This is a genomic window from Priestia sp. YIM B13552, from assembly GCF_042787775.1.
Lineage (GTDB): Bacteria > Bacillota > Bacilli > Bacillales > Bacillaceae_H > Priestia > Priestia megaterium_E.
Genome location: NZ_JBHZOU010000004.1, coordinates 73,698 through 87,676 on the forward strand (window position 1 = coordinate 73,698; position 13,979 = coordinate 87,676).

Annotated in this window: 13 protein-coding genes; 3 read left to right on the top strand and 10 right to left on the bottom strand. The window is 36.2% G+C overall.

Annotated elements, in window-relative coordinates; translation table 11 throughout:
• Positions 1 to 22: 22 nt before the first annotated feature.
• From ACFX40_RS17425 to ACFX40_RS17465, 9 genes are all read right to left on the bottom strand, one after another.
• Complete coding sequence (locus tag ACFX40_RS17425) at positions 23 to 1,399, bottom strand: O-antigen ligase family protein (RefSeq protein ID WP_098332536.1); 1,377 nt, start codon at positions 1,397 to 1,399, stop codon at positions 23 to 25.
• A gap of 25 nt (positions 1,400 to 1,424) precedes the next feature.
• Positions 1,425 to 2,927, bottom strand: a complete 1,503-nt coding sequence (murJ, locus tag ACFX40_RS17430) for a murein biosynthesis integral membrane protein MurJ (protein WP_016765962.1) — start codon at positions 2,925 to 2,927, stop codon at positions 1,425 to 1,427.
• Between the two features lie 30 nt (positions 2,928 to 2,957).
• Positions 2,958 to 3,290, bottom strand: coding sequence for an EamA family transporter (locus ACFX40_RS17435; RefSeq protein WP_016765961.1), 333 nt, complete (start codon positions 3,288 to 3,290; stop codon positions 2,958 to 2,960).
• Positions 3,283 to 3,618, bottom strand: a complete 336-nt coding sequence (locus ACFX40_RS17440; RefSeq protein ID WP_013059873.1) for an EamA family transporter — start codon at positions 3,616 to 3,618, stop codon at positions 3,283 to 3,285. Before ACFX40_RS17440 ends, ACFX40_RS17435 begins: the two co-directional genes overlap by 8 nt.
• Positions 3,618 to 5,336, bottom strand: a complete 1,719-nt coding sequence (locus ACFX40_RS17445; protein WP_263033655.1) for a DUF6020 family protein — start codon at positions 5,334 to 5,336, stop codon at positions 3,618 to 3,620. The genes ACFX40_RS17440 and ACFX40_RS17445 overlap by 1 nt, the downstream gene beginning before the upstream one ends.
• Positions 5,337 to 5,338: 2 nt before the next feature.
• The gene (locus tag ACFX40_RS17450; protein ID WP_013059871.1) at positions 5,339 to 6,277 is read right to left on the bottom strand and encodes a glycosyltransferase family 2 protein; all 939 of its coding nucleotides are present in this window, start codon (positions 6,275 to 6,277) and stop codon (positions 5,339 to 5,341) included.
• A complete protein-coding gene (locus tag ACFX40_RS17455; RefSeq protein ID WP_060745890.1) occupies positions 6,274 to 7,374 on the bottom strand; it encodes a glycosyltransferase family 4 protein in 1,101 nt (366 codons plus the stop codon). Before ACFX40_RS17455 ends, ACFX40_RS17450 begins: the two co-directional genes overlap by 4 nt.
• Positions 7,375 to 7,665: 291 nt before the next feature.
• Positions 7,666 to 8,451 carry an endonuclease/exonuclease/phosphatase family protein gene (locus tag ACFX40_RS17460; RefSeq protein ID WP_060745889.1) on the bottom strand — a complete coding sequence of 262 codons (786 nt, stop codon included), beginning with the start codon at positions 8,449 to 8,451 and terminating at the stop codon, positions 7,666 to 7,668.
• Between the two features lie 4 nt (positions 8,452 to 8,455).
• Positions 8,456 to 10,093, bottom strand: a complete 1,638-nt coding sequence (locus tag ACFX40_RS17465; RefSeq protein WP_060745888.1) for a PTS transporter subunit IIBC — start codon at positions 10,091 to 10,093, stop codon at positions 8,456 to 8,458.
• Positions 10,094 to 10,368: 275 nt separating this feature from the next.
• On the opposite strand from ACFX40_RS17465, the gene pgmB reads away from it, so the two are divergent.
• Positions 10,369 to 11,076 carry a beta-phosphoglucomutase gene (gene pgmB, locus ACFX40_RS17470; RefSeq protein ID WP_377255760.1) on the top strand — a complete coding sequence of 236 codons (708 nt, stop codon included), beginning with the start codon at positions 10,369 to 10,371 and terminating at the stop codon, positions 11,074 to 11,076.
• Between the two features lie 88 nt (positions 11,077 to 11,164).
• Entirely contained in the window at positions 11,165 to 12,034 is an 870-nt protein-coding gene (locus tag ACFX40_RS17475) for a Cof-type HAD-IIB family hydrolase (RefSeq protein ID WP_014457719.1), read from the top strand.
• A gap of 33 nt (positions 12,035 to 12,067) precedes the next feature.
• Here ACFX40_RS17475 and pdxK read toward each other — a convergent pair whose 3' ends face one another.
• Positions 12,068 to 12,892 (bottom strand): pyridoxine/pyridoxal/pyridoxamine kinase, encoded by an 825-nt coding sequence (gene pdxK, locus ACFX40_RS17480; protein ID WP_028409729.1) that lies wholly within the window; start codon positions 12,890 to 12,892, stop codon positions 12,068 to 12,070.
• 357 nt (positions 12,893 to 13,249) lie between these two features.
• Here pdxK and ACFX40_RS17485 point away from each other — a divergent pair, with 357 nt between their 5' ends.
• A complete protein-coding gene (locus ACFX40_RS17485; protein WP_225049787.1) occupies positions 13,250 to 13,939 on the top strand; it encodes a hypothetical protein in 690 nt (229 codons plus the stop codon).
• The last annotated feature ends 40 nt before the right edge of the window (positions 13,940 to 13,979 follow it).

Below are 13,979 nucleotides of genomic sequence, written 5' to 3' on the forward strand. Positions count from 1 at the left end.
GGCCTTCAATGGCCTGTTTTTTTTATGCTTGTCTTTGTTTAAAATGAATGACGAACAGATAAGCAGCAGCAGCTGCAAAATAGATGGTAACGGCTGGTGCGGTGAAGACATGCCCAGCTACAAAAGCAATTCCAAGAGCTAATACAATTGCTGTACTATACATCATAAAGCTTTCATCAAGAAGCTGTGACGGGTCTTTAAATAATCGAACCAATACAGTTAAACCAACTACTAGAAGTGGAAGAACCCATAGTAAAAATCCGATGATACCTAAAGAGAAAAACAGATCATAAAAATCCATTTCAATCATCTTTGGCGGAAGCTGTTTTGTATAGTCACCAGAAAAGCCCATACCTATCATTTTTCTTGCAATAGGTGCTTTTGCATACTCTTCCTTATGATGAGCTAAAAATTGCTCACGGCTGCTTAGAATCAGATTTTGAATATCTTTGTCATCTAAATTTGATTCCTTTTGCTTTTTCTTTTTAGCCGGCTTTTCTTTTTCTTTCTTTTCCGGCTTTTCTTGTTTTGTTTTCTCTTTTTTAGCCTCTAACATATCGATGTGCGTATATGTGTTTTTATAAGCTGGAGAAATCGGAGTGGTTGCTCCTGTTACAATTAAAAGCAGAATTGAGATTACTAAGTTGGCTTTAATTAAGCTGCGTTTATTCGTAAATAATTTTGCAAATAAGACAACTGTTGCTACAACTAAAGAAAGAATAACGGCACCTAAGCCTACTTTCGTTCCAAGCATGATGGACGAAACAGCTAACAAGATAAAAGGAATCCAGTAATAAGCTTTTGAAAACGAACGTACTTTATCTAAAGCTAAAAGCAGTGTGAGAGGAAGCAAAATAGCAATGGTTGCTCCTAGCTCATTCGCTGCATAAAACCAGCCTTTGAATCCAATTTTATTATACTGATAACTCTCTAGTGCTGTACCTGTTAGCATTGTACCAATAAAAACAATACTGATGATGAGTGAAGCAGTCAATAAGTTTTTGCTCAGTATTCTTTTTACATCCACAGACGATCGATAATGTGAAAACATCACAATCATTCCAAGTAAGGTAACGTTCATATAAACAACCTTATTGAAAAATTTAATTTCTTGCCCAATATAATAAGGATCTTTCCATTGATGATTTAAGTAGATATTGAGTCCAAGAAAGAGTGCAAAAACAATAAGGTAGATAATCGAATATCTAGCCCATTTTGATTGTTTGGCAAACACTAAAAGTAGGACACCCGCAAAAATCATATATAGAAAGCGAATAACAACCCCAATTGAGAGACCACTATCCATGTTCAAAACCATGTACGTCGTTAGCATATCAATAATTGGCTGAATTGAAATAAAACCAACGAACAGAAAAAATAACCAGTATGTGTTCTTCATATAGTACTCTCCTGTTTTACGTGAATTAACGTTTTCTTTTAACTAAAAGCATAACACCTTCTACTCTGCATAATAGCGTCGACATTAAGTATACTAAACCACCTGCAAGACAGACAATACCAAATCGTAAGATAACATGTAATGAATTCAAAAATGCGATGTCCTTCAAGAAGAACATGAGGATAGCAACAGGTACAGAAGCTAAAAGAATTTTTCCTGTTTCTTTCACTAGATATCCGTAATGGAAGTGATTGATTTGTTTTGCCAGCATAACGAATACGATGGCCGTGTAGAAAAAGGCAACCACTGACATGGAAAGTGCTAATCCTTGGTATCCCATAAATTTAGTAAAAATCATGTTAAAGATGATATTTAACACAATAGATAATAAGCCTGCTCTCATAATAAGATAACCTTTTTGAAGAGAATAAAATCCTTTTGCAAGAACAGCTTGCAGCGAATAGAAAAACACTGAACCTAGGTAATAATAAGATACATCCGTTGTTTTTAAAGTTGAATTTGCGTCAAATGCACCGCGCTGATAAGCAATCATTACAATGTCTTTCATATAAAAGATCATAATAACAATCGTTGGAATCAGCAGCATCAGCATAAACGTAATCCCTTTTTCAATTCCTGATTTAAAGCGTTCTTCATCTTTTTCAGAAATGGCTCTTGCAATCAGTGGATAAATAATGGTTGCGACCGTAACCCCGAATATTGCCTGGGGAATACTTACAAGTCTGAAGGCGTAATTTAAGTATGAAATAACACCTTCACCAAAGGAGCCAGCAAAGAAGAAGTTTACAGTTAAATTAATTTGACCGACCATAATGGTCACACCGACAGGGATGAATACTTTATAAAAAGCCACTACTTCATCACGGTCAATTTTTTGCTTCCATAACAGCAGATGCTGCGGTTTAAAATAGACAACTTTAATTAAGAAAGAAGCAATTGTTCCTACAAAATAGCCAAGAGCAATTGCATAGCCGCCCATGATTGAATGTAATAGGATTGTACTTAAAATCGTAAATAGTACAACAACCGTTTGAGAAAACACGGAGAAAGAATATTGGCTTCGTGCATCAAATACACCTTCGTATACGGCATTCACTCCAACTAGTGAAAGAGATAAAAAGTACATAACGCCCGTATAAATTCCTAGTTCAATTGCTGCTTTGGAAAAATTAGAGTACGAAGCGGGAAAGTAAAAGAAAGCAGCAATTGATCCGAGAACCGAAATAATGAAACAAATAAGAAAGGTTGATTTAACAATATTAGTCAAATGAACCTTTCCTTTATTTTCTTTTTCATAACGTAAATAACTAGGAATAAACGCATCCTTCATCCCCGTTAGCATAAATAAAATAAAAGCGTTTGGAATGATCATTGCTGCGTTGTATGAATCGACAATATAACTTGTACCGAAATAGTTAGCAATAACTAAATCACGAATCATACTAGAAAATTTCAAAAATAATGTTGATATGAGCAGTAAAATGCTCGCGAATTTTAAGTTTTTCATGCGAAACTCCTACCTTTTCAAGTTATCTCATCAACTATTAGCAATAAAGAAGCATCCGACAATTAGAAGAATACAGCCGATAACTTGTTTTGTTGTAACTTTTTCTTTAATTAAAAAGTAACCGAATGTTAATGTCCAAATATACGTAATAGACGTGAGCGGAAATACAATAGAATAAGGTAACAGCGTTAAAACATACACATTAAGCAGAGCTGCCGCCCCGTAAAAAAGGCCGCCACCCACAAAGCAAATAAGCGCTAGCTTTATCTTTTTTTCATTTAAATACGTAGAAATATACTTGAAAAAGACAGCTCCAACTGAACCTAAAAGAGTCATAATAAGTAAAAGAGGGATACTATTCATCTTGGCCACCTACTAAAATTACACCTACGATAATAATAAGAGTACCGACCAGCTTCATAGGGCTAATGGTTTCATTTAATAGAAAGAAACCAAGAGCAATGCTGATTACGTATCCTAGGCTTAAAAATGGATGAAGTAAGGAAACTCTTTCAAATTTAAAAGCGGCAATCATAAAAACGGCTCCTAATCCATAAAGAAAAAAACCAATAATTAAATTTAAGTTAAATGAAGCTTCGGACAACTTCCAAAAAAGTTGTCCAACAGCTGTAAACAGGGAAGCCACGATAATGAGTGTGATTCCTAGCTTTTTGTTGTAATTGCTCTCCATCAGGAGGTCACATCCTTTTCTTTCTGATCAAATCGGATAAAAGGAAGACCAATAAAGAAGAAAGACACAAATACGCTTGCTAATAAATATCGAAAATCTTGAGCCGGCAATGCCGCAAGAACAGAAAGCGTGTTAAGAGCCCAAGGAATGACGATAATAAGTGACGTAATTCCTCTTCGAATCACTAGCATTAATGAAAATAATAAAATGACACAGTGATAAAAAGCTGGTTTCCATAAGAATGTAAAAACAGGGTGCTTAAAAATAGCTAAGTAAGCATTGGCAGTATGCGTAATAAACGGCTCAATTACTTTATTTTTAAGACCTAAATCATTGCCGTAATAAATGTTGGTTACATACGTATCTGTGTAGCCATCTTTAAAAGGATTGATTTGCCATACTAAAGCTGTTTGTTTGAGAAAGCCTTCCGTTGCTAGATAAGGATTTTTGATAACAATGCTAGCATAATTCTTAAAGTAAAGACCTAAATCATTAAAAATAAACTTGCGGTCGTAGTATTTCCAAGTGAATTTAATAGGATCGCTTTTATATGGATTGTACTTTTCTTTCCACAATTCAATAGGGAGCACTTTATTAAAATATTCACGCTCTTCTTTTGACATCTGCCCATCATTTGAAATGATGTTTGCAATTTGTTGAGTTGGAATAGACAAAGCTTCATTTGGATCCGAAGGCTGTACATCAAGCCACGTGAACACAGGGCCTGTAACAATCTTTTGTAAAATAAAAACAACTAAGAAAATCGTGACAAGAGGTTTCCAATTTTTTCTGAATAAGACGATCATTAAAAGGAAAGTCAAAATAAATACAGGAAAACCATTATGTCTAAAGAAAGCTACTCCAAATGCGGAAAGTAAAAGTAAGAAAAAGCTTGCTTTGCTTTTAATCCAAGCACCTTTTGATAAATAGATTTTTGCAATATTCACTGTAAAAAACAGCAGAAAAGCACTGTATAAAATATCTTTCCAAATAATAATTGAAAAGATTAAAAAGCTTGGAATAATGACAATAATAGCTGTTAAAAGTCCAATCATAACAGGATGTGCTTTGCGTTTAATGAAAAAGTCAAACGTATAGGCGTATATGCTTACTACAACAACAATTTGCGTGAACGCTACAATTCCTGGGTTATCCCATATTTTTGTCAGCAGCATAATCAGCCACGTAATCATAATAGGGTGCCAATCGTTAAATTCTCCGTTATGTGCCTGTCTCCACTGTGCTAATGAATCGGGAGTCATGGCCGCTGGGAAAAAGGCGAACCAGTAATATAGACTAACAGCTAAAATAAGAATCGTAACAATTCCTAGGTAACGCTTTGGGTGTGCAAATGTATAGTGAAAATCGTTTATTTGCTTGATAGCGCTGAGTACAGCGGCCGTCAGCAGCATTGCTAATAGAGTACGGCTGATGGCATATAAAACGAGTAAGAAAATAGTTGAGCTCGTCATATGTAAGTTATCTAAAAGTGAAAACTGTACGATAAACGAAAAAACAATCAGCAATAGCCATTCTAGCGGTTTAAATGAAGCATAAGCTCTATTTTTATAAATAAAAATAGAGCTTATGATGGTAAATACAAGTGCAGCAAAAAGGGAAAGATAGTGAACACCGTCTGGATTACCAATACTTAAACCGATAAGAATAATTAAAGCTGTTACTGTAAGCAGTAAAATACTTTTTTTATTCTTCATCATTGTTATTCTCCTACTTGTTCAATCTGTTCAATTTTTTTATTTAGTTCTAATTCATATTGCTTGCGGTTTAATGAAGCGATTGTATCTAGAATTAATCCACAGACGAAAGATAAAACACCTAACACCATCAATCCAGTTGCTAAGATAGATGACGGTACTTTGGTAATGAAGCCTGTATCAAAAAATTCATAAAGTACCGGAGCACCAACAGCTAATCCTGCGACAATAAACAACACTGTCCAAATGGAGAAGAACTGAAGCGGCTTGTACTCTTTAAATAACGTAAAAATCATTCGTAACACTTTAAATCCATCAGAGAACGTATTAAGTTTCGATTCGCTGCCTTCAGGTCGATCGCGATAATCGATCGCGATTTCTTTGAGACGGAAGCGTTTATCTAACGCGTGAAGACTCATCTCTGTTTCAATTTCAAATCCCGGGCTCATCACAGGTATTGATTTTACAAATAATTTATCGTACGCACGATAACCTGTCATGATATCTTTAATGTTACTTTTGTACAGGCCATTAATTAAAGAACGTACCAAGTTGTTACCAAAATTATGGAAAGCACGTTTGTTTTCTTCGAGATACGTTCCGTTTGATAAACGATCTCCAATGACCATGTTAGCTTCTCGATTTCTAATAGGCTCAATTAATTGATGAACGAATTCTGCAGGATACGTGTCATCTCCATCTACCATGACATAACAATCTGCATCAATTTCTTGAAACATCGAACGTACAACATTTCCTTTTCCTTGCTTGAATTCTTTTTTGACGATTGCCCCGTGTTCAAGTGCAATTTCACTTGTGCGATCTTTTGAATTGTTATCGTACACATAAATATCTGCACTAGGCAGTTCGCGTTTGAAATCGTCAATTACTTTTCCAATTGTTACTTCCTCGTTATAACAAGGAATTAAAACTGCGACTTTCATTTTTCCACCTCATCAAAAAAAATTGTTGGGAGTTGTTCAGCAATTACATCTACTGTGTAGCGGTTTGCTGTTTGTAACGCCTGTTGAGACATTTGCTGTTTCACATCTTCAGGAAGATTAATAAAAGCCTGTAGCTGTGAAGCTAGTTCCTCTACATTTTTAGGCTCAAAGAATAGACCATTCTTTCCGTCTATAATGTAATCTTTTAGACCACCAATCTGACTCCCAATTACGGGTGCTCCGCAAGCCATAGCTTCGAGGCCGACTAAGCCCAAACTTTCTCCTTTTCTTACGGTCGGAAACACGAATGCTTCAATCGCATTATATACGTAAGCAAGAGAGGACTGAGGAAGGAGAGGGAAATGGATGACTTTTTCCTCTAGACCTAGAGTCTTGATCATTTCCTTAAAGGCCGCTTCATCTTTTCCGCTTCCAACGTATAGATATTTGTAAGAAGTGGGCATTTGTTGTTCAGCTTTTGCAATTGCTTGCAGGTAGTATTCCCATCCTTTACCCACATCAATGCGGCTTACACATCCAAGATAACGGATAGTAGGGTCCAAGTTTAGTTCTTGATAAGCTTTGCTTTTATCTGCATAAGGGTGAAACAGATCTTTATTCACTCCTCCGCTTGGAAAAATATAAATTGGGTTATGAACCTTATATTTCTCTTCAACGAGCCCTTTATAATAAGGAGAAGGAGTAATAATTTTAGTGGAATGTTGCAATAAGTCATTTACTCTTGGCTGATACTTTTCCTGTGAAGGTACTTCAGGTACAACGTCTGAACCATGAACGTTTGTCACAATCCTCACATTCTTCTTTAGCTTTTTAAGAATCAGCAGCGGAAGAGCATTATGAGATGCATAATGTACGTAAAGGTAGTCGTAGTTTTTTGTCAAGCCCGTCAAGACGACATTAGCATAATGAGAAGCATAGCTAAAAAGCTTGCTTAATTTACTTGTCTTTTTTTGCATGACAATTTTATCAACTTGAATACCATGTTGAACTAAAATTTTTTCAGTGTTTTGAACAAATACACCATAGCTCGGGAATTGTTCCGAAGGATACATATTTGAAATCAACAAAATTTTCATGATTGTTTCACACCTATTTTTCTTTATTAGTTTATGATAATGACAACGGGTGTTCATTTAAATAGAGCTTACATGTATCGTCTTACTATTAAGTTGAGCGATTTCATTGATAAACATGCAAAAATGGGTTGCATATCGCCAACATCACAATATTATAGCACACCTACTTTTTAAAATGCGAAAGTTTATCGGACACTTCTAAAACGATAGATAAAGCAGTAAAGAAGATGATTTTCACATCATCATAATCACACGAAAAAAAGCGAACGCTATTCGTTCGCTTTATGTTACTTATTTCACTTCAACGCTTACCCCAAAATGGTCGGAAACAACGGGATAATGTATGCCGTTAAACACCACAGTTGATGAATGAATATCCTGCGCATGACTCGATAGAATTAGATCAAGGCGCAGTGCCCGTTCATTATCATCCCATCCAGCAATGTTACCTTTAACTGTAATACCGCTGTCTTTTTTGTTCGATAGATTATACGTATCATAGAGGCCTTGGCTCAACAGGTAGTCGTAACCTTCATTTCGTCTATGAGCGTCATTATTAAAGTCTCCGAGTAGGAAAAATGGGTTATCTTTGTGTACATGAGCTAGCAGCGTATCAACTTGCTGCTTGAACGGCTCTTCCTCGTCATCCCACCAGCCAAGATGACAAGAATAAAACGTAAGAAGTTCTTTTTCATATTCGATTGTGGCTCCAACAATTCTTCTCGTTTTCCAATAGTCAATATTTGACGTTTGTGAAACAAAAAATGAATGCTCTTCAATAATCGGGTGTTTCGTTAAAATGGCAATTCCTTCTTCATACACTTCATAGCCTATATGAGATAAATCCCATACCAATTGATAGTCTTCACCTTGCTTACCCAGTTCTTTTGCTAAAAGCCAAGCGTAATTATCGCTGCGAATGTAGTCATATACATAAGGTGCGTCTACTTTTTGGCTTACTTCCTGTAAAGCAATGACATCATATTTTTCTTTTTTAATTACTTCAGCTAGACAAGATAACTTGTCTAGCTGATTTTCCTCTTGCCAAGAGTGGCAATTTAACGTTAATAGCTTCATTATGTTAAGCTCCTAACAAATCTTGAATGTCGGATTTCAAAACATCCGCTTTAGGTCCATAAATAGCTTGTACCCCTTTATCTTTCAAGATTAAACCAAGGGCTCCGTTTTGTTTCCACTCACTTTCTCCTGCAACGGCATGTATATCTTTTACCGTTACACGTAAGCGAGTCATACAAGCATCAACATCTTCAATATTGTTTTCTCCGCCAAGCAGTCCAATAATGACTGGTGCAAGCGAATCATTTTTCACCTTCTTGCTGCTTGTTGCAGTTGTTTCTTCATCAATATAGTTTCCGTTACGTCCCGGCGTTGGGAAGTTAAAACGTTTAATTAAGAAGTTTGCCACTCCAAAATTTAAGCCAAAGAATACAAGGCAGGCGATGACAAAGTTCATTAAGTCAGCCCATAGTCCGGCTTTGATAATCATTGGTGTACGTGTTAATAGTTCAATTACGCCAAATGAGTGTACGCGAACATGAACAATATCAACAATGGCAAAAGCCAGTCCCGTCATAATTGCATATACGACATATAAAAGAGGTGCTGCGAACATGAACATAAATTCGATCGGTTCTGTTACGCCTGTTAAGAAAACAGCTAGTCCAGCTGAAAGGAACATTGAACGATATTTTGAACGTTTGTCAGGATCTACGTTACGATACATTGCTAAAGCGATTCCAATTAGCGACGCACAAGACAAAATCATCTGTCCTACTTTAAAGCGTGCAGGTGTAACGTCATGTAATAACTGCTTGTAGCTTTCCATATCTCCTGCAGCGCGGAAGTTATTTAAATCTGCAATCCAAGCAAGCCATAAAGGATCTTGACCGGCCACCGTGGAACCTGCTCCAGAACCTGTTAAAATTTTGTACGTTCCGCCTAGCTCCGTGTAGTTCATAGGAACTGTCAGCATATGATGAAGACCAAATGGAAGAAGCAGGCGTTCTAATGCTCCGAAAATAAATGGTGCTAGAATAGGAGCTGTATCTCTAGATGTTGCAATCCACTGTCCGAAGCTGTTTAATGAACCTTGAATAAACGGCCATACAATGGATAAAAGCAGTGCCGTTACAACTGAACCGCCGATGACCACAAATGGTACGAAGCGCTTGCCGTTAAAAAACGAAAGGGCTTCAGGCAATTTATCATAGTTATAATATTTATTGAATAAATTTGCGCCTAAAAAACCAGCGATAATTCCTACGAATACTCCCATGTTAAGAGCGGGAGATCCTAAAATAGATGTGAAGTAGTCTTTTACTACTAACTCTTGTCCAAACAGTGATTGAACCGTTGCTTTTGGATCTGAAAGCATTTCTGCTTGAACTCCGAAAATAGCTCCTGTAATTCGGTTAATAAGAACGAATGCAATAAGTGCAGCAAATGCACCTCCAGCACGTTCTTTAGCCCAAGACCCCCCGATAGCAACAGCGAACAAGATGTGAAGATTTGTAATGATACCCCAGCCTATATCTTCCATCACGCGTGCAATTGTTTGTACAGCAGTGATGTCTCCCCCAGTCATTGCAACTAGCTTTCCAAGTGAAATCATAATACCAGCTGCGGGCATAACCGCTACTACTACTAATAAAGCCTTACCAAATTTCTGCCAAAAATCAAATGAAAAGAACTTTTTCATAGTTTTTCCCCTTCCCCTATGTATGGGTTTTCATTTTATTTTTTGATAAACTATATTTCTAAGATAGTGCAACCGTTTGCATAACCTTATTGTAATAAAAGGGCTTTCATAATGCAAGACTGTAATTTCTCTTTTTTTGAAAAATTTATTCATAAATCATAAATGATGAAAAAAAATTTATGATAAAGTGAACGATATCAACGGTATTTTAACATGATGGAATGTAATCAAAGCATTCAAGTAATGGCATAAAGACAAGTGCAGAGGAGGATAATATGAAAAAAGAAGGGGTACAAGCGATTATTTTTGATTTAGACGGTGTTATTGCAGATACGGTACATTTATATTATAAAGCAAATAAAAAAGTAGCAGATCAACTTAACGTTTCATTTTCTGAAGAACTGAATCAGCAGCTGCAAGGGATCAGCCGAGTGAAAACTGTAGAGCTCATTGCTGCACAAGGCAACGTACGTCTCACAGTGGAAAAAAAAGAACAGCTTGCTGATGAAAAGAATAAGCATTATCAAGCATTAATAAAGGAAATGACAAAGAGTCACTTACTTCCAGGAATACAATTGTTGTTAGAGGATTGTAAAAAACAAGATATTAAAATGGCGATTGCTTCTTCTAGTTCAAATGCAAATACTGTAATAGATTCGCTAGGAATACGTTCGTTTTTTGATTGCATTGTGGATGTGAGAAAAATAAAGAAGGGAAAACCAGATCCAGAAATATTTTTGACAGCTGCCGATCAATTACAAGTAAAACCCTATGCATGTGTGGCGATAGAAGACGGAGAGGCCGGTATAAAAGCTATTAATCAAACAGATATGGTTTCTATCGGCGTTGGTAAGCATCTGAAGGAAGAGGATGTGAATTTTCACGTATATTCAACAGCTGATTTGCATTTAAAGATGATCAAAGAGGTTTTCGAAAAAGCAAGAAAAGGAACAGATTATAACAGCGCGTATACAAAAAATTAGTAAATCTTTTACATGCAAGTAGCAAAGCGCAAAAAAACATATGCTAGAATAAAGTAAGAGAGCAAAGATACATAGGAAGGGGTACATCATGATTAAATGTATTGCGATCGATATGGATGGAACGTTAGTAAATAGTGAACAAGTTGTAAGTAAAGAAAATGCCCAAGCGATTAAGACAGCTCAAAAGGCAGGGGTGGAAGTTGTTGTTGCTACGGGACGTTCTTATGAAGAGGCCCGCTATGTTTTAGAAGAAGCAGGACTTCATACATATTTAATTTGTGCAAACGGAGCAGAGCTTCGGAATCCACAAGGGGAAAAACAATATTCAGTAGGCATGACGATGGAATCTATTCGCGAAGTAGAGGATATTTTTAAGAAGTTTCAGCTGTACTTTGAAGTCTATACAAGTGAAGGCACGTATTCAAATGACTATGAAAAAGCTTTGTCGGTATTAATGGATATTTATTTAAGCGCTAGCTTAAAAGATAATTATGAAAAATCGTTAGAAGCGGCAAAAGAGCGTTTCAATAGCGGCAGAGTAAAGCTTATTGAAGAGTATGAAGCGTTGTTTCAAGATCCAAACAAGGACATTTATAAGCTGCTTGCTTTCTCTTTTGACGAAGAAAAGTTAGAACAGGCAAAAATAGAACTTGTGAAGTTAGATTCGATTGCAGTCAGTGCATCTGGTAAAGAAAATATTGAAATAAATGATGAAAATGCTCAAAAAGGAATTGCAGTTACATCATTTGTTCAAGAACGCCATATTTCTTTAGAAGAAACGATGGCCATTGGAGATAATTATAATGATGTATCAATGTTTCAGAGAGTTGGACGTGCTGTAGCGATGGGAAATGCACCTCAAGAAATTAAAGAGTTTGCCCATATCGTAACAGGAACAAATGACGAGCACGGCGTAGCTCAAGCTATTTTAAATGCGCTTGAAACAGTTAAACAATAAGCAAACTAAAAAGCATGCCTTTAGGCATGCTTTTTAGTTTGTTACCTTTTCTTTTTTACGACGGTACGCACCGTGATTTGTTGGTCCAACGTATTGATTTAAAGCAAACGAATGACGAATTGCTTCTGTAATAAATTCTTTTGCTGTATAAATAGCTTGTTTAACGTCACTGCCTTTTGCCAATTCAGCAGCAATCGCAGCTGAGTATGTGCATCCAGCACCGTGCGTAAATGTCGTTTCAATACGTTCAGACTCTAAGATTTCAAACGTCTTTCCATCATAAAGTAAATCGATTGCTTTTTCGTGCTCTAATTTACTTCCGCCTTTAATCAATACATATTCGGCACCAAGTTCAGAAATTTTCACGGCCGCTTCTTTCATTTTATCGACCGTTTTGATAGGACCAAGTCCGCTTAATTGACTAGCTTCAAATAAATTAGGCGTTACCACTGTTGCTTTTGGAACTAGTACATCACGCAAGCTGACAGTTGTTTCAGGGTGAAGCGCTTCGTCTTCTCCTTTACATACCATCACAGGATCTACTACGACATTTTTTAGATCATATTCTTCAATTGTTTTTGCCGCTAGTTCAATAATTTCCACTGAGCCAAGCATACCTGTTTTGAGAGCTTGTACGCCTACGCCTTTTACAATTGTTTTTAACTGTTGTTCAACAGTTGAAACTTCTTGTGGAAATACGTTATGAGACCAGCTGTTATCGGGATCCATTGTTACAATTGTTGTTAAAGCTGTCATTCCGTAAACACCAAGTTCTTGGAATGTTTTTAAATCCGCTTGAATGCCAGCTCCGCCGCTGCTGTCAGAACCAGCAATGGTTAATGCTTTATTCATTGTCATAAAAAATCCTCCCGTATTTTAAGTTCATAGAGAAAATAGAGTAAAACTTCCACCGGTCGGGTTTTAGCTGCCCAATGTGTTTTAGATAAATTTCTTCCATTCACTTTTTCTTATATTTTATCGCTTTTAATGTAGATATTCAATTTCTAAAAACTGTATGAATCGTAAGTGTATACTTTTGTCTTAGCCTCTTTTACCTTATGGTACAAGCACTCTTTCTTTTCATGAATAAAATAAAGAGAAACTTAAGAAAGGGTGGTTCACATAAAAAAACATTCTAATCATGACAGTTATAAAGACGATTCGTATTCTTTCAATAAATCACAACCTCGCAAAAAAAACCACAAAGATTATTATATGAATTCAAATTTAACAAACGATCACTTCAGAACTGTTAAGGCAGGCACTTTAAATGTTTGTATAATTGTATTACCAGGAGCTAAAGTTGATCGAAACTCCAAAGATAATCAGTCTATAGTTCCCAATCGTGTAAAAAGAGACATAGCGGCTGCTAATAAAATATGGAAACAATATGAGAAAAACCGATTAATCCAAGGTGTTACATTTACTATTACACGTTCAGTTGTTTTTTTGGAAAACATCAGTGGCATTGTTAGTAATGCGGAAAATTTTCCAGTTGGAGGGGCTAGTCATCTTACAATGGTACAAGCAATGCTTAAAACTGGCCGAAAGGTTTGTCAAAATGCTGATGTTTATGTATTTTACATGAATGGAAATAGATTTGGGCCTGTTAATTTTGACTATTCATCTACTCTCGCTGTAACTTATAACTCTTTTCCGCTTATTATTATGACAAATGCAAGTACAGATGAGTATCTTCTCGCACATGAATTGGGTCATTTTATGTTTATTACGAATCGATTTAACGAGACGGATGATCCAGAACCTTTTCATGAACTAGATGGAAATCATAATAAAACGCCTAGTAACCTTATGTTTCCTACTCCTGAATTCTGGCCAATAGTACCGGAGATTACCAGTGAACAGATACACAAAGCTTTAAATAGTCGTGTTTTTTATAGCTAATTGTTGTTCATGCAAAATAAAAACGCCCTTAACAGCGGGT